At 53.2% G+C, this 17,553-nt stretch carries 16 protein-coding genes; 13 read left to right on the top strand and 3 right to left on the bottom strand.

From position 1 onward, the window contains the following. Positions 1 to 360: 360 nt before the first annotated feature. Complete coding sequence (locus Z948_RS0105600) at positions 361 to 771, bottom strand: MerR family transcriptional regulator (RefSeq protein ID WP_025058587.1); 411 nt, start codon at positions 769 to 771, stop codon at positions 361 to 363. 72 nt (positions 772 to 843) lie between these two features. On the opposite strand from Z948_RS0105600, the gene Z948_RS0105595 reads away from it, so the two are divergent. The 4 genes from Z948_RS0105595 (at position 844) to Z948_RS0105575 (ending at position 3,270) form a co-directional block, all read left to right on the top strand. Then, positions 844 to 1,317: a methyltransferase family protein gene (locus Z948_RS0105595; RefSeq protein WP_025058586.1), complete on the top strand. Its 474-nt coding sequence runs from the start codon at positions 844 to 846 to the stop codon at positions 1,315 to 1,317. After that, positions 1,310 to 1,993, top strand: a complete 684-nt coding sequence (locus tag Z948_RS0105590; protein ID WP_081784030.1) for a cation efflux transmembrane domain-containing protein — start codon at positions 1,310 to 1,312, stop codon at positions 1,991 to 1,993. The genes Z948_RS0105595 and Z948_RS0105590 overlap by 8 nt, the downstream gene beginning before the upstream one ends. Beyond that, on the top strand, positions 1,977 to 2,543 hold the full coding sequence (locus Z948_RS0105585; RefSeq protein WP_025058584.1) for a methyltransferase family protein: 567 nt from the start codon (positions 1,977 to 1,979) through the stop codon (positions 2,541 to 2,543). Before Z948_RS0105590 ends, Z948_RS0105585 begins: the two co-directional genes overlap by 17 nt. A gap of 160 nt (positions 2,544 to 2,703) precedes the next feature. Next, the gene (locus tag Z948_RS0105575; protein WP_025058583.1) at positions 2,704 to 3,270 is read left to right on the top strand and encodes a DedA family protein; all 567 of its coding nucleotides are present in this window, start codon (positions 2,704 to 2,706) and stop codon (positions 3,268 to 3,270) included. A gap of 271 nt (positions 3,271 to 3,541) precedes the next feature. Here the strand turns inward: Z948_RS0105575 and Z948_RS0105570 are convergent, their stop codons facing one another. Next, positions 3,542 to 5,308 carry a restriction endonuclease subunit S gene (locus Z948_RS0105570; protein WP_025058582.1) on the bottom strand — a complete coding sequence of 589 codons (1,767 nt, stop codon included), beginning with the start codon at positions 5,306 to 5,308 and terminating at the stop codon, positions 3,542 to 3,544. A gap of 355 nt (positions 5,309 to 5,663) precedes the next feature. Between Z948_RS0105570 and Z948_RS0105565 the strand changes: the two genes are divergently transcribed. From Z948_RS0105565 to Z948_RS0105520, 9 genes are all read left to right on the top strand, one after another. Then, positions 5,664 to 5,849 (top strand): hypothetical protein, encoded by a 186-nt coding sequence (locus Z948_RS0105565; protein WP_025058581.1) that lies wholly within the window; start codon positions 5,664 to 5,666, stop codon positions 5,847 to 5,849. 416 nt (positions 5,850 to 6,265) lie between these two features. Then, on the top strand, positions 6,266 to 6,943 hold the full coding sequence (locus Z948_RS0105560) for a PDDEXK family nuclease (protein WP_025058580.1): 678 nt from the start codon (positions 6,266 to 6,268) through the stop codon (positions 6,941 to 6,943). A gap of 2 nt (positions 6,944 to 6,945) precedes the next feature. After that, positions 6,946 to 7,656 (top strand): hypothetical protein, encoded by a 711-nt coding sequence (locus Z948_RS0105555; protein WP_025058579.1) that lies wholly within the window; start codon positions 6,946 to 6,948, stop codon positions 7,654 to 7,656. Between the two features lie 78 nt (positions 7,657 to 7,734). After that, positions 7,735 to 9,912, top strand: coding sequence for a Mu transposase C-terminal domain-containing protein (locus tag Z948_RS0105550; protein ID WP_025058578.1), 2,178 nt, complete (start codon positions 7,735 to 7,737; stop codon positions 9,910 to 9,912). Positions 9,913 to 9,914: 2 nt separating this feature from the next. Beyond that, positions 9,915 to 10,889, top strand: coding sequence for a TniB family NTP-binding protein (locus Z948_RS0105545; protein ID WP_025058577.1), 975 nt, complete (start codon positions 9,915 to 9,917; stop codon positions 10,887 to 10,889). A 2-nt stretch (positions 10,890 to 10,891) separates the two neighbouring features. After that, positions 10,892 to 12,442, top strand: coding sequence for a TniQ family protein (locus Z948_RS0105540; protein WP_025058576.1), 1,551 nt, complete (start codon positions 10,892 to 10,894; stop codon positions 12,440 to 12,442). Positions 12,443 to 13,517: 1,075 nt separating this feature from the next. Then, the gene (locus tag Z948_RS0105530; RefSeq protein ID WP_025058575.1) at positions 13,518 to 14,549 is read left to right on the top strand and encodes an amino acid ABC transporter substrate-binding protein; all 1,032 of its coding nucleotides are present in this window, start codon (positions 13,518 to 13,520) and stop codon (positions 14,547 to 14,549) included. Between the two features lie 78 nt (positions 14,550 to 14,627). Next, the gene (locus Z948_RS0105525) at positions 14,628 to 15,764 is read left to right on the top strand and encodes an ABC transporter permease subunit (protein ID WP_025058574.1); all 1,137 of its coding nucleotides are present in this window, start codon (positions 14,628 to 14,630) and stop codon (positions 15,762 to 15,764) included. A 1-nt stretch (position 15,765) separates the two neighbouring features. Continuing rightward, complete coding sequence (locus Z948_RS0105520; RefSeq protein WP_025058573.1) at positions 15,766 to 16,848, top strand: amino acid ABC transporter permease; 1,083 nt, start codon at positions 15,766 to 15,768, stop codon at positions 16,846 to 16,848. Positions 16,849 to 16,912: 64 nt separating this feature from the next. Here Z948_RS0105520 and Z948_RS0105515 read toward each other — a convergent pair whose 3' ends face one another. After that, complete coding sequence (locus Z948_RS0105515; protein WP_025058572.1) at positions 16,913 to 17,551, bottom strand: VOC family protein; 639 nt, start codon at positions 17,549 to 17,551, stop codon at positions 16,913 to 16,915. Positions 17,552 to 17,553: the final 2 nt, after the last annotated feature.

Genomic DNA, 17,553 nt, shown 5'->3' with positions numbered 1-17,553 from the left:
GGCAGGATCCAAGCCTGATCTAAGGCCCCTTCCAGCGCTGCCTCAAGGTCTCGAATTCTAAGAAGCGCTACTTGCCACCCTTCGAAGCCATCGACTATCAGCGTCGAATAGCCGCCATTGGCATGCGACATTCTGACAAGCGACGGTCGCAACCGCAGCGAACGGCTGCTTTGAGCCCAGAGTCGCTGATGCAGCGCCGCGCACAAAGGTCGGGTTTAGGGTGGCTGGTTAAATCACCTCCGAACTTCCGACCCAAAGCGGACTTTAATGGATAGTGCAGCAAAAGACAGCTTTGGGTGCACTTGATCGAAAGTTTACGACGCTAAAAATTGTCATTTTGCCAACCTGTGAAAGGTCTATTCAGTGTTCCGTTTCGCACAGCCCATGGTCAGCAAGTGTTTCGATGACCGCGCAGGCGGCTACATTGCCAGCGTCACATTTTGTGATGCGTTTTAATTCACGTTCCAATCGTCGCAGCTTCGCAATCCTGCCCTGAACATCTCGAAGGTGTTGGGCTGCAATACTGTGCGCGTCACTGCATGGTTTTTCGGGGTGTTGGCTCAGTTCCAAAAGCCCTCTGATGTCCTCGACCGAAAACCCCAGATCACGAGAGTGACGGATAAAGGACAAGCGGCTCAGACCTGCTTTTGTATATCGGCGCTGGTTACCTTCTGAACGCTCAGGCTCATCAATCAAACCCATTTGTTCGTAGTATCGGATAGTCGGAATTTTGACCCCCGTGCGCTTGGAAAGCTGGCCGATTGAGAACATCAAATTTTCCTCTTGAACCTCTAGTTACTAGAGGAATTATACTTGTGAAGAATCAAATATGGAAGCTTCTTCATGAATATACCCCCACTCGCACAACTGGCCCTTTGCATCGTGATCGCGGGTTTGCTTGCTGCTTTCATTCCGATTGCACTTTTCGAGGCATCTCCGTGGCTGGTTGTCGCTACTGCATTGGCGGGGGTGCTATTTCTGCTACCCGCAGTTCTGAGCTTTATCCGCCATAAGACTACCGTGAACCCTCAGTCGCCCGATATGGCAACAACACTGGTGACCAACGGTATCTACAGCGTAACGCGCAACCCGATGTATGTTGGTATGCTGATCGTCTTGATGGCCTTTGTCCTGTGGCTTGGCGCGGTCAGTGCAGTCTCGGCAGTGCTCGCATTCTACCTGATGATTGATCGAGGCCAGATCAGGGGTGAGGAAGCCGCCCTTACCCAGACATTCGGAAAACACTTTGAGGACTATGCCGCGCGTGTCCCACGCTGGCTTTTCATTTCCATAACACGAGGAACAACACATGACTGAACCAATAAGTAAAATGGACGTTGCTTGCGGGTGCTCTGGCAATCCGAAGTTTGATGGCGTTGACCCTGCCTATAAGCGGGTTTTGTGGGTCGTTATTTTCATCAACGCCGCCATGTTCTTTGTGGAAATGTCCGCAGGCAAACTTGCTGGCTCCCAGGCCCTGCAAGCAGACGCACTCGACTTTCTCGGAGATGCCTTAACCTACGGCCTCAGCCTTGCGGTTATTGGGATGAGCCTCAAGGTCCGCTCAACCGCCGCACTGGTCAAAGGGCTCAGCCTTCTGTTGATGGGCCTCTGGGTCTTCGGCTCCACAGTGTATCAGATCTTCATTCTGGGTGTTCCCAGCGCACAGATCATGGGGTTGATCGGTCTGCTCGCACTCGCCGCGAACTTGGCCAGTGTCCTGCTTTTGATGCGCTACAAAGATGGCGATGCAAACGTGCGCTCGGTCTGGCTATGTTCGCGCAATGATGCCATCGGCAATGTCGCGGTCATGATCGCAAGCGTCGCAGTGCTTGTGACCGCCTCCGCATGGCCCGACCTCATTGTCGCAATCATCATGGCGGGCCTGTTCCTGAGGTCGGCTCAGCTCATTTTGGTTCAAGCATGGCAGGAACTCCGTTCAGGCGAAGACACGGGGGCGCTGGACAACCATGGACATGACCATACTCAGTAACACCGAAGTCCTTGCCATATCGGTCGGCGGGATTGCCGGTTGCTATCTTCTTGTCGCATTTGGGTGGTCCATCGCATTCCCCGAACGTCGTATCTGGCCCCCAAAGCAGGCCACAACAGGCATCAAGCTTCGGGTCTGGCTTGCCACGATCTCGATATTTGCAGCGACCTTTGTGCTGGGCATTGCGGACTGGAACAGTTTTGGTTGGCCAGCACCTGTCCGGTGGGGCATTGGTCTTGCGCTAATTATCATCGGAAATGTTGTTGTCTCGATTGGAGTCCGCAAAATCGGATTCGGAGCAACCAGCGGCGAAGTCGCCGAGTTGAAGACGGACGGTCTCTATCGCTACTCCCGCAACCCGCAATACGTCGCTGACATGGCCATTCTTATCGGGTGGGCAATGCTGTCTGCATCTGGATGGGCGGCAGGCGTAGCAGCGTTCGGCATCTTGGTCCTTGCCGCCGCACCATTTGCTGAAGAGCCTTGGTTGGAAGACATCTACGGGGCAAACTACAGGGCATATAAAACCAGGGTGCGGCGATACTTATAACGGCGGTGCTAATGTTAAGCTGTGCATTTCCTGACAAGCTAAAAGAGCCTTGTCCGTAACATAGATTTTATCGGTATCTGCTATGGCGACATCGCGGTGATCTCTGCTACCCAGAGCGCTCGCAAACATCAAAGATCCTTGCCCCACAGGAGCAATCTACTTGGAAGCCTTCCTCACCCTGATCTCACAATATGGCACATTGGTTTACCTGCTCTTGTTTGCCTATTGTGCCTTAAAGAGTGGCTCTCTGCCATTGTTTGGCGGTTACGCTGCGCACACGGGGGCTTTAGATGTCACACTGGTCGCTTTGGCAACTCTTGCAGGCGGATATCTGGGGGATGAATTGCGTTTTGCGGTCGCGCGCAAGTATGGCACAGGTTTCTTGGCACCACGCCCACGGTTGTCAGCGTTGATGCTCAAAGCCGAAGCGATGCTGGACGTTTACGGGCCCGCTTACATCTTCATCTACCGCTACCCCAAGGGGATGCGCACTATCGGTGCATTGCCGGTAGGTCTCACACAAATGAAATGGCCTGTGTTCACGGTGTTGAATGCATCCTCTGCGCTGCTGTGGACGGCGCTTCTGGTGGGCGCTGGATACTACTTTGGTGCTGCAATCGAGCGCGCCGTAGCTGAGGGATGGGGCGCACTGAGCATATTTCTGCTTTTCGTCTTTCTAAGCCTTACACTCTTCGGATGGTGGCGTTTGCAGCGTTCAGAGCCCTGACGCTGAACGGATTGCAAAACCAGATTTTTACGTAGGTAGAGCATAAGTCTAACACGCCCTGCAAAGCAGACCTCGGTGCAGAGCGTTGCAAAGGTCTGCTTCCCGCCCGTGCTGTGTTTTGCTGCAAGTGCAGCATAGAGTAAGCGGCCATTGGTTCTAAGGTCGCAAAGGTCGGCTTGGTCCGCAAAGCTGACCTTGCACCATACGAGGCGCGTCACATTACGGTCATCGGCACCTCAGATTCAAGACCCACAGAAGGTCGAACAGAAACCTACTTCTCAAGCGATTTTGCCCAAGCGGTTTCCCAAACATGATTGATTCCTGAAGTAATCTTCTTTTCAAGTTCTTGAATACTTGCCATGTGTCTCTGACGCGCTTCAAATTCAGCTATGATCACATCAATATGGCTTTCGAGTCGGGCTTCTTTTTGAGAGGGGTCTGCCTTTTTGGGCTTTGTTTGTAGTATCAGGTTTTCTGGTAAGCCGAACCTCTCAACCTCACCTATCGGTATGGAAGGACTGCGATCACCAATGGCAAGCTCGACCCAGTGGTTGCGAACTTTTGGCGACAAAAGGTACATAAATAGGACGCGAGGATCACAGTGTGGGCGCGGACCCCGTCCAGATTTTTGTTTTCGGGGTCGAATAATCAGTAGAGACTGAGCTGCCCATAAGTGTTTATTTTGAATGTTCTGTTTTGTCACGTATCCAACACGGCCGACGGGGCCGCGGTGCGCGAATAACAGATCGCCAGCCTTAATCCTCTGTTCCTGTAATCCGATTGTGACAGTGTCCCGCAGAGCGATTTTCCGGAATGTTCCGGAAAGATCACCGCTTTCATGGATGTCGCTCGGGCGTAGTTCGTTAATTTCCTCCTCACCGGTAGGATTGCTTTTTGTTGTTTTAGGCCTGATGACCTCAAAAAGATCTGCGAGCCTGTATTTTAGAGGTTTCCGGATGTTTGCAAATGCGTCCGCAATACTGCGCCCCCCAGCAGGCCCTTTTGCGAGATATCGTTTTGGAGCCAGATTATCGCCAGAGATCTGTATTTCTTCGATGGAAACGAGTCCTGATTTACCAGGACGCTCTCGAACAAGAAATCCCGCCTCGCAGAAGTTCTCGACATCATCAGTAGACACTATCTTGACGGTTTCGACGGATTCACCGGGTCGGCCGAATTCTATCATTATCATTGGCGGCATTGTTGTCGTTAACTCTGCCACACGACGAACACGCATTTCCTTCAGAAGGTTTTGACGGGCTTTCAAGCGCGATTGTTTGGTGGACGAGGCGAAACTTTCTGAGACGAATGCAAACGCATACCTGTGTGCCGCACATAGGTAGTCGATCATAGTGCTTTCAAGATCAAGTTTTCCGCGATCGACAACTCGTGGTAGTTTCGACTTTCGTACACTCTCCTCCAGGTCCAGCTTATCCTGCAATCGAAATTCTGCAGGTGGGAATGTGATTTCAATGTCTGGCAATTCTGTATTTGGCACACCGTCGTCGAAAATTGTGTCAGGATCCCACGGGGGATTCTTCTCAGTATATATCGGAAGGTTCAAAAACAGCGATGCAAAGGCCATTAAATGGACGTCTGGGCCGATACCAGCGTATCTTATCGCGTACATCGGGTATGTTACCCTTCGGCTCGCCTTGGCAGCCTTGGCGTGTAAGAGGCAGGGCAAGATCGCAGGAGCAAAAGAAAACCTGACGATGTCTTGCGAAGCAGTGAGTATGGATAGTTCACGGCATAGATCATCAGTCAGCGTATTCATTTTGGTGCTTGCCGTTGCAATCAGTGCGCACACTTTTTCGAACTTTGCTTCGCTTCCGAGATGATCGAGGTGCCTGGCCGTATCTTCGAGAGCGCCACGTGCTTTTGGAATGTAGGCAGGTAGACCGAAGCGTCCTTCCGTTAGCGCAAGAGCAGCGCGATCAGCTTCGTTGTTCCGGAGGTTAACGCCAAATCGGAACAAGCGAGTTAGACCTTCATAGCTGTGAATATCAACCTCCGAAGGTATCTCTGTAGACTGCATTTATAGTCTCCCTGCTTTTTCATATTGCATGAACGTACGGCTTGATAAAACGCAATACGCATGATTCCGTAAAATATCTATCAGCACCTGATAGACGTTTGTTTGATAGGTATCAAACGCTGGCATTTGCGTGACTTTCCGCCGTACATTGAGAGCATAGAAACGGACACTGCATCTGCAGAGCAGCGCCCAAACAACCTGGTGGATAGGAGATTGATCATGCGGAATAGTAAACCGAACCAGCCTCGTGGTCAGGTCAGCTCATTTGAAAAAATATCTTTTCAGATTTGCGAATCGTTGATGGTCAAGAAGACTTAAAACTCTCGCCTGGAGATTGGATTCCAACAGCTCCCAAATGGCTGAACGTCAAAAAAAACATGAAATGAGTGGTGCGAACCGCTTCTTCGCAACGCCGAAAAAACGACAAGAAATAGACTGCATCTCAAAATGTGGTGGTGCCGAAAAACGAACCGACAAAGAAATGGGGTCGATTAATGCGAAAACCGAAACAAGAACGAAATTCCCGCAAGCATCTGAATAATATAAATAAAAACGTGGACTCAAGCCGGATTTACGTATGATCTGATTGCGAGAAAGCAGCCCGCCGATACTTTAACCTGAACTTCTAATCACACCGGAGACAAACATGCCTGACGATTGATTGAAAAGAAGACACCCGCAAAGCGCCAACGATGCAGGTGTCTACCACGGAAGAACAAGTTCCACCGCTCTCGTCTGAAATCGTAGCGTTTAACGCCATCGATTTCAAGGAACGCCTCTTCCCTCACACAGACCTCATTTCCATCGACTTGATGGAAATTGGCTCTCTCGGTCAGCAACCACGAAAAACGGCTCATTTGAGCCGCGGTGCGGAGCTTTGCCTGAAAGTTGCTTGTGAGGTCACAGCGAAATCCGACGTCCCGGTTTTCGCCTCATTGATTGAACGAGGACATTACTATGTCATATCCATTCCACCCCGGCGGCTTCCGCCTTCCCGAAGCCAGTTCTGGCAACCGCTCAACACAAGTCGGCTCATCGTATCATTTCACAGGGCAGATCATTGTCGGCGACGGACCTGGTCGGTGCCTCGGTACCGAAAGCCATCTCGAAATGAAGGGAGCGTTGATCCTTTCTACACGACCTGAGACTGCGGCCATCTTCGATCAGATTGTTTTCGAATGGTACGATGATGACGGAGTCTATCATAAGCACTTTATCGATTTGGTTGTGCAACAGTGCGACGGGAAGTGGGTTGGATACGCCGTTCGCCCGACGAAATATGCGACTGCCGAGTATATCGCCAAGCTGGCCCGCATCAAAGCACAGGCCATGCTTCAGGGCTTTCTGTCAGATTTTCGCCTCTTCACTGAAGAGGACGTCGATCCGACAGAATTGTTCAATGCAAAGCTGCTGCATTCGGTTCGTGTGACAGATCCTGACGCCGATGAGATTGCGAAACGCGTTGTCAGTACGTGCTCAGGTGTCACCGCAATCGGAACTCTCGTTGCTGAAACAGGTCTCGATGGCATGGGGTTTCGCGCCATCGTCCGGCTCATCCGGTCCGGGCATCTTAAGCTCGTCCAGCACGAACGCATCACCCATGCGACCGAACTCTTTAAAGCGCAGGAGGTGTGATCATGGATGATATTTTCGCTCCTTTACAAAATGGCATCAAGCATTTCGCTGCGCCGTCTCAAGTCACAACAAATTCGAAAGAAGAACCCATGTTTGAAGATCACCTTGCCGAAAATGCTGTCCAAACCCTGATGCAGATTATCCTCGATGGAGCTCAGAGAAAGAGATCCGGAATTCACTATGACCGGATGGATCCGGATATGGTAGAAATCGTGATGGACTGCGTAGCGTCGTATTTGTCGCCGGACCTGCTGACCATCTCTGCAGTTTATAGTGGCATCGAGCGCCAAGTAGCTGCCCATAACTTGCGTCGTATGGCGAAGGGTTTCTGTTCTCTCCCGTCTCCGCGCCGCGAGGTTGTCCGTCGTATTATTCACGATCTGGACCCGTATTCTGTTCGAATTGCCCGTTGCGGGTCAGCCGCTGGTTTCCAGAAGAGAGCAGCGTCCAGTCTGAATGACGTTGCGGCTGTGCCTGAAGGTTTCGGGTTTGATGGGGCACCAGAGACTATTGTATCTGATTCAGGTTCGGAATTCCGACGGAAGTTTTGCGACGTCGAGTGTCTCGAGGTCGATTTTAAAATTGGCATTGATGCTGCCCCTGAGATTCGAGGCACAATCGAACGCGTCTTCTCTCAACTGTGGACAACAACGGAGAGCATCCCGCTCGAACCGACCAATCCTGTCACCGATATGGCCAGCACTGAAGACTGATCGGTCTTTTCATCTTCCGGCGCGTCGGCATGGGCCGACGCAGCCATCTTTTTCAGATCCCGCATAAAGGAATTCATCATGGATCTCTCATTTCGCAACGAAAACGCAAACTACGCCTTCGGTAAATACGACCGTGTTCACATTGAAGGCTCACCTTGGACTGTAGGTCCCCGCAACGAGGAGGGCTACGTCATGACACTGGATGACAGCCGAGGCTTGTCGCGTTCCTTCAGTCATGATCAGCTCAGCCGTCTTGGTGGGCTCGGTCGAATTCATGTTGAGCGTAACTTCTTCCTTCCTGATGAGGCCAAGCGGCGGCTTCGCGGAAGCACCACTTTAATTTCTGGGCTCGACGGCAGACCGCATGCCCGTGTCTCCAAGAAAGATGCATTTTGCGAAGGGTTTTTAGAGCTTGAGCGCGACCGGAAGGTCAACCGGACAGATGAAAGTATCAAAGTTAATTTGAAACTGATCCGCGGGATGGCGCTCGATTATGTCGAGAACCTGAACCGCTTCGGCTCCAACCAAATTGACCAATCTGTAGACTTCACAAAGTTGCCAAGTCCTCGAACCCTGCGCCGATGGTTGTCGGCGAAGGCTGAATTTGGGTTGCCTGGGCTTATTGACGGCATGGCACGGCGCGGCAACCGGACCAAGCTTATGTCGCCAGAGGCTTATGGGCTGATGATGAAAGAAGTGCGCGGGTATTTGTCACTTGAAAAGCCGTCGATTAAGTTGACCCATGAGAATGTTCTGATCGCATTTCATGATCGGAACGAGGAACGGGTTGCCGAAGGTCGGGAGCCGCTTACAGCTCCGAGCTATGAAACGGTGCGCCGCGCAATTCGGAACCTTGACCCTTTTACCGTCGAAATTGCCCGAAATGGTGAGGCGGCAGCTCGTAAGAAGTTTCGTCCGGTTATTAATGGACTGGAACTGACGCGGCTGCTTCAGCGGGTTGAGATGGATGAGTGGACGGTTGATGCCATCTCCATCATGGAGAGCGCTGAGATTTACGGGCTTCTTACCGAAGAGGAGAAGAAATCCCTCGGTTTGGATGGCTCGAAGACTCGATGGACGCTGACAGCCGTAATTTGCTGCACATCTCGATGCATTCTGGCGATGGTACTGAGCCGTAATCCAGGAGGAGAGGCTGCAGTACAAGCATTGCAGATGGTGGTGTCGAACAAGGGTCTCTGGGCGGATGCTACCGGCTCTCTGAGCTCTTGGGACATGCATGGTACACCAGAGCTTCTGGTGACCGATGGTGGCCTTGCTTTTAAGTCTGAGCGCTTCCGTTTTGCCTGTGCCGACCTTGGCATTGCGGCTGAAATCGCAATCAACGGCACGCCAGAGCTTCGCGGAATGATTGAACGGGTCTTCGGGACGATGGCTACGGATTTGGCGGCACGCATGCCGGGACGAACGTTTTCCAACATTCGTGAAAAAGGGGATGCAGACCCTGAGAAGCGGGCTGCAATGAAGCTGGAGGACGTCACTTTCGCCTTCATTCGCTGGGTTGTTGATATCTATCACAATACGCCACACCGGAGCCTTGATGGAGAAACACCAATCGAGTGCTGGCGCCGTCTGAGCAAGAAGTATGGCGTTCAGAGCCCACCGGACATGTATCATTCGCGGCTCGTTTTTGGCCAGCGCCAGAAATACAACCTTGAGAAAACGGGGATCACCGTTCTCGGCGTGCGGTACCAATCTGAAGCTTTGGCGACCTGGATGCGTCGCAAGGACCCGCACAAAGTGGATGTCCGTTGGCATCCGAAAGACATCGGAGCAATTTCGGTGAAGATGGGGCCGGACTGGTTTGAAATCCCTGCGGTAGATCCATCCCTCGAAGGGGTAGCTGCGCAGACGTGGTTGACCGCAGTACGTCATGTACGTGCAGCAAGCCCAGCTTCGAACCGTGTGGACATGGTTGCCGTCCGTGAGGCGATCAAAGCGATTGCATCACGAAATGCCAAGGCAATGTCCGCCGCCAGCCTTAATCTTGAGGACTGGTCTGGCGATGCTGCGGACCGCGCCGAAGCCCGGGTAATCGCAGGTGTTGAGTTCTTTGAGCGCAAGGCCCCGAAGCAGACCGCCGGCAAAGTCGGACGTGAACTCCCCGATGCCATTGATGCACAGTCTGCCGATCCAGCAGCTGGCCCTTCATCACGCACTGATGCCACCCAGAACGCCCCTGCACCCAAGGTCGCATCCGCGACGACATCACCGTCTCTCAAAGTTGAGGAAGATTGATCATGACTGACCACGCAACCATCGCCCGTACTCTCGAAACAGTACGAAATTTCCACATTGCTTCTGAGCGTGACGCCGAGATCACAGAGCATCTCGAACGGCTGCTGCAGCGGGACGAACTGGGCAATTTGATGCCTGAACCTCTCCGTGTCACAAAAACTGGGGAGACCCGGGGTGTCCTGATGATCGGTGGCCCTGGCAGCGGGAAATCGCACCTTGTGGATCGTGCATTGGCCAAGCAACCGGTTTTGGCCGAGGGCGAGTACGGTCAGCCGCGATACATCAAATGTTCGGTGCCCAGCCCTGCGACATTCAAGAGTATGACGCTCGCGCTGCTGCAGAAGACTGGATACGTCGAGGCTTCAAAACGCAAAGAGGCATGGGCACTCTGGGAGCTCTTGCAGGAACGCCTGCGCCTGATGGGAACCGCTGTACTTTGGATCGACGAAGCACATGATCTCTTCTGCGCTGACCGTGGCATGATCTTGCGCGCCCTCAAGTCATTGATGCAGGGCGATGACGCGCTTGTTGTCGTTCTTTCCGGGACGGAGGATCTCGGCAAGATTATTCGGACGGACCCTCAGGTCCAGCGCCGGTTCTCGACCATCATCCTGCCGACGTTGTCGGAGGAAGTCGACGGTGAACTGTTCAAGGACATCTTGACTTATTATTGCGACCGGGCAGGGCGTGGCGCGCCAGTTGAGGCCGATCTTATTGCGCGCCTGTTTCATGGGGCCAGGTACCGTTTCGGTCGCGCCGTTGAACTTATTGTGCATGCTATTGAGATGGCTCTTGTTGCGGATGATGCCGACCTTACGATTGATCACTTCGCACGCGCTTGGGGCATGCAGGAGGGCTGTACCGCGCAAAAGAACGTCTTCTATGCAGAGCAGTTCTGGCTTCTCAAACCGGATGCTGATGAGGATGATGAGCTGGTCGTGAAGCGCCGTTCCAAGACGCGAAAGCGGGTAAGCTGATCATGGCCAAGCTCTTTCCCCTTTTGCCTTTCATCAACGATGAAACGCCCCTCTCTTGGGCATCACGCCAGGCGGCCTTCCATACGGGAGGCCGCCTCGTCCCGTTTCTGAATGATTTGGAGATCCCGCTGTTAGATCTTTCCCGTGGGAAGCATGATGCCGTGGCGCGCTTATGCGACATCACCGGGCAAGATCCAGCACCGGTTTTCCACAACACAATAACTGCTGTTGGAAAACGCCGCTTCACGCTGCGCAACCTTGAATTTTCAGCTGAGTTCACCACCGGGGCTGTCACCCGTATCTGCCCGCATTGCCTTGCTGAGGATATGGCTGGCCAAGAGCGCCCGATGGCAGCGTTGCGTCATCGCCTTCATTGGCGGTTTGCCTCTGTGCGTACATGTGAAACTCATGGGGTGCCGCTCCGCGATGTTCGTCGGGGCATCTGGGATGATATTGCACTCGAGCTTCAGGCGATGATGCCAGAGATCCGAACTGAGTTGGTGTCGCCTTATGATAGTGCGCCGCGACCAGTATCTGCTTTGCAGTCTTATGTGCTTGATCGCATTGCAGGCAAACAAGGTCCTGAGTGGCTTGACCGCCAACATATTGATCAGGCGGCACGTGCGACTGAGATGCTTGGCGGGGTGATTGCCTTTGGTTCAAAGCAGTCCGCTGCGAAGATGACGGAGGCGCTGTGGGACGTTGCAGGCGAAACCGCGTTTCCTATCGTCAGTAAGGGTTCAGAAGCGATCAGTGAGGCTTTGCTGGCCATGATAGAGGCTGGTGGTGAAGAGGAACATCTGGCCCGTCCGGGCCCTACCTACGGGATGCTCTACAGCTGGTTGGGGGCCAGTCGGTTGTCAAAGGATCCGGGGCCGATCCGCACGCTGCTGCGGGAGCAGATTATCAACAATATGGCAGTCACAAAGGGACAGATGTTACTGGGGTCAGCTGTCACTGAACCGAAGATAAGCAGTGTGGCCTACATCGCTTCATATGAGCATATCCATCCGGTGACCTTGAGAAATATCCTGCGTGCTGCCGGGTTACTTTCAGAGGGGAAGGGGGCTTCAAAAGCGGAGCGGACACTCGTGAATTATGCAGACGCAAAAGAGATCATTGAGTTGACCAAACATTCAGTGCCAGTGTCGCAGCTGCCATATGTCCTCCATGCTTCACGGCCAATGGTGCAGTCATTGATTGACTTGGGACTGCTGAAACGTCTTCAGGATCACGACATTCTGAAGAGTAAGATCGGCAAGTCTGTGGATGGTCGCGGGATCCAAAATCTGTTCCAGTTCATTAAGGCCCAGTTCGCAGAAGTTGCCGATGCCCCGGTTGGTTTCGTGGACTTGGCAAAGGCTGCTGAGCAGTGCCATGCAAAACTGTATGTAATATTGGAACTGCTGTTCGGGGGACATCTTCCGTCGGGGTTTCGGCTCGCATCGAAACAGGGCTTCGCATCTCTGTTGGTGTCACCAGCAGAAATCAAAGCCTTACTTGCTTCGCCACCGGACGGCGTTTCTGATGAAGTTCGGTTTCACATGATGTGACGATAGGCATGTCTGAATTTACGGGCGGACTGATCTGATCCATCAGTCTACTTCACCGTAGGATTTTTCAAAAAACATATGATGCCGCCTTCGGGCGGCATTTTTCTTGAAAAATCGATGGTCATTTTATATGGGTGTAATGGACAAAGCTAAATATAATTGTGGATATCGGCGTAATAAAGTGAATGAAATCAATGGGGGATAAGTCACCACTGGCCAATATATGGTGTGTCTGACAGGTGTTGATGTTCGACATCGAAAGACCGTCTTTACGACAAAAGACGGGTTTTCTGGCGAATTTTGCGGATGATCGAAATAGCGTCATATCGGACTTTTCAGTCTGTAAGGCTATAGAACCAAAGAAGGCGGATCCCTAGGATCCGCCTTTAAATTTTTGTCGATATGTTCCCTCATCAACGAGGTGTGGAACGTCGCGGATCTTTGACTTGATGGCTGGCAGGCTCTGAATGCTATCAGGGGGGCGTCACGCAATACTGACCCAAACCGGACCTTTAGCACGGTCAGGGTCAAGGTCTGCTATGCGGACGCAGCCGACCTTCGACGATTTGCTGCTAATGGCTGCTCGTCTCGTGCAGCAAGTGCAGCGAAGAACTGCGGGGCGGGAAGTCGACCTCGCTGAGGTTGCGAGTTGATTGGAGCGCTACTGTCAAAGCGGACCTTGGCCATTCACCTATCGCGTGTGTTTCATTCAGAGTGCCTGCTTGCGACGTGTTCTTGTAGCGCGAAAGATCACACATGTTCTTATAGGCGCGCATATGTACGCAGAAAGCCTTCTTTGCCTTTCTTTTCTCTGCAACAAAAACACCTGTGCTCCAAAACATGGGCAACGGTCTTTCGATAGAATTGCCACCCCCCCCCAAACACATGGGGGTCGAACCCGCTGTCGTCCGAATTTATGCATGTGGCGCAAGTCGCGCATAATTATTGTGCAGGACTGATCTTCAAAACTCCCAACAAGCAGCGATTGGCAAAAACTGTTGACTCAATGAATTTTCCCTTACATGCTGAATATCGATACAATCGTGCTGATATGCGGCACAAAAGGGAGAGTGAAATGAAGAATATTATTGCAGCCGGTGCGATTGCGGCAACAAGTGTCATCGCGCCTCAGATTGCGTCTGCTCAAAGTGCGACCGTCCAACAAATCATGGAGCGCGGCACGATGCTGTGTTCGGGTCATAACGGGAGCTATTTCGGCTTCGTCGAAGTGAACGACCAGAACGAATGGAAAGGCCTCGACATTGATTTGTGTCGCGCGCTGACCACCGCCATTCTGGGTGATCCCGACGCCAACCAGATCGTGCCGCTCAGCTGGGCACAGCGTTTTCCGGCGCTTCAGTCCGGCGATGTCGATGTCATCATCAAGGCGACAGGCTGGACCATGGGGCGTGATACAGAGCTGGGTCTTCAGTTCAGCCTGCCATACTTCTTTGGCGGCACACAGTTTATGGCGCATGGCGATCTGGGCATCACGGATGCAACCGGCCTTGAAGGCGGCACTGTCTGTGTAGAAGCGGGTACGACGATCGAACGTCTGGCGGCAAACCACATGGCCTCTATCGGTGTTGAACACACGATGGTGTCTTACGAAAGCCAAGCCGAATTGCGCTCTGCCTATTTGGCAAACCGCTGTGATGCGTTTGCAGGCTGGGGGCCTAACCTTGCGGTTCTGCGTGCGACCGAGTTGGACAATCCTGATGCGCACGTCATCCTGAACGACCAATTGTCGAGCGAACCTATTTCGGCTGCGATGCGCCAAGGCGACGACGGTTTCGTTGATACGGTTAACTGGATGATTGCCGCCCTGTTGATCGCCGAAGAAGAAGGCATCACATCTGCCAACGTTGAAGAAATGGCTGCTAACCCGCCAAACCCGCGCGTCGCACGCCTGCTGGGTGCTGAGCCGGGTATGGGTGAGCGTTTGGGCATGCGCGACACATGGGCCAAAGAGATGATCGCGGCCGTCGGTAACTTTGCGGAAATCTATGACCGCAACCTTGGTAAGGACAGCCCGTATGGCCTTGAGCGCGGTCTTAACAGCCTGTGGAGCCATGGCGGTGTCCTGTACGCGCCGATCCTTGACTAAGCGAACCTGAACCAGTGGATCGCCCGAGTTGGTCGGGCGGTCCATCCTTATTGTCTTTGGCTCTTGAGGGATGAGATCATGGCGACTGCCGAAGAATTACGCGGGCGCGCAAAGCGCCGCAGTCTTACTATTCAATCCATTATTGTCGTTCTAACAGTCCTTGTTGTCTGGGGGGCGGTGTCAAACGCGCAATACAACTTAACCCAGATGAACATGACGAGCGGCTTTTCGTTTCTGGAGCGAGATACCGGTTGGGACTATTCATTTTCCCTGATCGAGAGATCCATTAGCGACCGATATTATTACACCTTGTTCATCGGCCTGCTGAACACATTATTCGTTGGCTTCATTTGCATTATTTCCACCACGTTCTTCGGGTTCATCATTGGAACGTTGCGTGACGCGCGTCATCCCGCGCTCAGCTTGGCTGCCAACGTCTATGTGCAGATTTTTCGCAACATTCCACTGATCCTTCAGGCGGTTTTTCTGTATGCGGTGTTAATCCACATGGGGGGGCCTCGTCAGGCGGTAAACCTCGCAGATGTCGCGTTCCTCTCTGGACGGGGATTGATGTTGCCAGGTTTGAATATCAGCCCGAATGTCGCTGTTGGCCTCCTTCTGGCGTCGATCGCAATCGCTGTGGGCTTGATTGTCTCTAAGGCCTCGCTGTGGCGCGGGCTGGCAACGTGGTTCGGGGCGTCGGTCGTCTTGTGCCTGATTACTACGGTTGTTCTACGGCCGGTTGGCGCACCTTTCTTTTCCATTCCAGCGTTGCAAGGGCTTCGCTTTCAGGGCGGCATTTCTGTTCCAATCGAACTCTTGGCGCTTGTAGTTTCGATCACCTTGTATGGCAGCGCCTATATCGCTGAAATCGTGCGCGGTGGCCTCGCACAAGTGCCACGCGGCTTGGTTGAGGCGGGGCAGGCGTTGGGCCTGTCTCGTGTGTCAATCTGGTCTCGGATCAAAGTCCCGATGGCGCTGCGCAGCATCATTCCACCGCTTGGCAATCAGTGGATATTCATGATGAAGGCCACAACCATTGGCATCGCGATTGGCTTTAGCGATCTTTTCTACATCACAGTCAATTCTATCAGCCAGTCCGGTCAAACGCTTGAGCTGATCCTGATTTTGATGCTGACGTTCCTCGCCATTAACTATTCCATCGCGATCTTCACCAACTGGCTGAATGCGCGTTTGCAATTGAAAGAACACTAGCATGGCCATGACCGACATTTCACCCCCCAGCCGTTTTCAGCTAGCCCGCAAAGCCTTTGTCAAACAGGGGTTCGGTTCGCCTTTGGCGGCGGCCATCTCTGTCATTGTGTTCGCGATATTAGTCTATATCGCGTGGACCTTTCTGGACTGGGCGGTGTTCCGTGCGGTCTGGAGCGAAGAAAACGTCGGCATGTGTGACGAACATGCCGGGGCTTGCTGGTCGGTCATTGATGCGCGCCATCGTTTGATCTTGTTTGGCACCTATCCGTTTGAAGAACACTGGCGATCGACGCTCGCGGCGGTCGCGATTGTTCTGACCGTGCTGATTTCTTGTTTGCCCCAGATGTGGCAGGCAAAACGTCTTGCGGTGTTGTGGGGCGCTGGGTTCGCCACATACTACCTGTTGATGGAAGGGAGTCTGTTGGGGCTGCAACAGGTGACAACGGACGGATGGGGCGGGTTGTCGCTGACGCTATTCCTGTTTGCCGCCGTTGTCTTGCTTGGCATGCCGATGGGTCTGGGGTTCGCGCTTATGCGTCGATCAGACATGCCCGTGGTGCGTTGGTTCGCAATGATCATCATTGATACGGTGCGGTCACTGCCATTGGTGACGACGCTGTTTACGGCCGCGGTTGTTGTGCCGTTGCTTCTGCCGGACTGGCTCGAAGGGGATAAAATCTGGCGTGTGATCATCGCGTTTGCGTTGTTTTTCGCAGCCTATCAGGCCGAAGTCTTTCGTGGTGGGTTTCAGGCAATCCCCAAGGGCCAGTTTGAGGCCGGTAAGGCATTAGGCATCAGCTATTGGAGCATTATGGGGCGCATCGTCCTGCCGCAGGTGTTTCGTCATGCGTTGCCCAGCACGATCAACATGGTTGTTGTGACGTTTAAGGAAACGGCCATTGTGACGATCATTGGCTTCTTTGACATCCTCGCGTCCGGCAAGACGGCCTTTGGCACCGCTGCCTGGGCACCTTATTACATCGAAGTGTTCTTCTTTGTTGCGGCGATCTATTGGGTCTTCATTTTTTCGCTGGGCCAGTATGGGGAATACCTAAAGGGTCGGATGGCGCTCGCGGCGCATTAGATGCCGACATGAAAACGGCGCCGCCCTGGGTGGGGCGGCGCCGTCTTGTCGTTTTGCGGTATGACTAGTCGACGACAACGAGGCCCTTTGGTGTGTTCAAGGCAAACGAAAGTGCGGCATCGCCTTTGCTGACCTGCGCCAGATGATCCACCTGAAGCGCCCGCAAAATACCTGTCAGTTCATCTGGGTTTGGGTGTGTCAGCTGGACAGCATCAAGGGTAACACCCAGATCCTGCTGGCCTGTGCTGGGATGCGGCCCAGGCGACCATTCTATGAACGCAGGCAACAGGCCACCCATCGGTAGGTGGCCGTCTTTGGGCACAGTCAACCGCCAAGAGCGTTCGCCGCGTGTGAACAAGACCACCTCGCCCAGATCAACAGGGCTGGCGGCGATTATGCCGTCCAGATCATCCGTACCAACAACCCAGCAGAGCGCGCGGGGCCGCGCCGCAAGCCGTTCCTGCGTTGCGGGGTCATCCAAGGTGAACCAGCGTGTCCGGCCGGGGTCGGCTGGTGCATCGGGATCAATCGCGATAAGTTCAAAGAAACTTTCGTTGCCGGACTGCATTACGCAGTTATGCGTGCTCATCGCGTCATGTTTGCCACCGCGCGGCACTGTCACGCCCAGCTTGGTTTTCATATCGGCAACGCCTTGGTCCAGCGTGTCCGCGCCGATTGCGAAATGGTCGATCTTGTTGTGCATGG

Origin of the sequence: Sulfitobacter donghicola DSW-25 = KCTC 12864 = JCM 14565 (assembly GCF_000622405.1) — a bacterium.
GTDB classification, from domain to species: domain Bacteria; phylum Pseudomonadota; class Alphaproteobacteria; order Rhodobacterales; family Rhodobacteraceae; genus Sulfitobacter; species Sulfitobacter donghicola.
The sequence above is the reverse complement of the archived record's forward strand: the minus strand, read 5'-3'. Positions and strand labels throughout refer to the sequence as shown.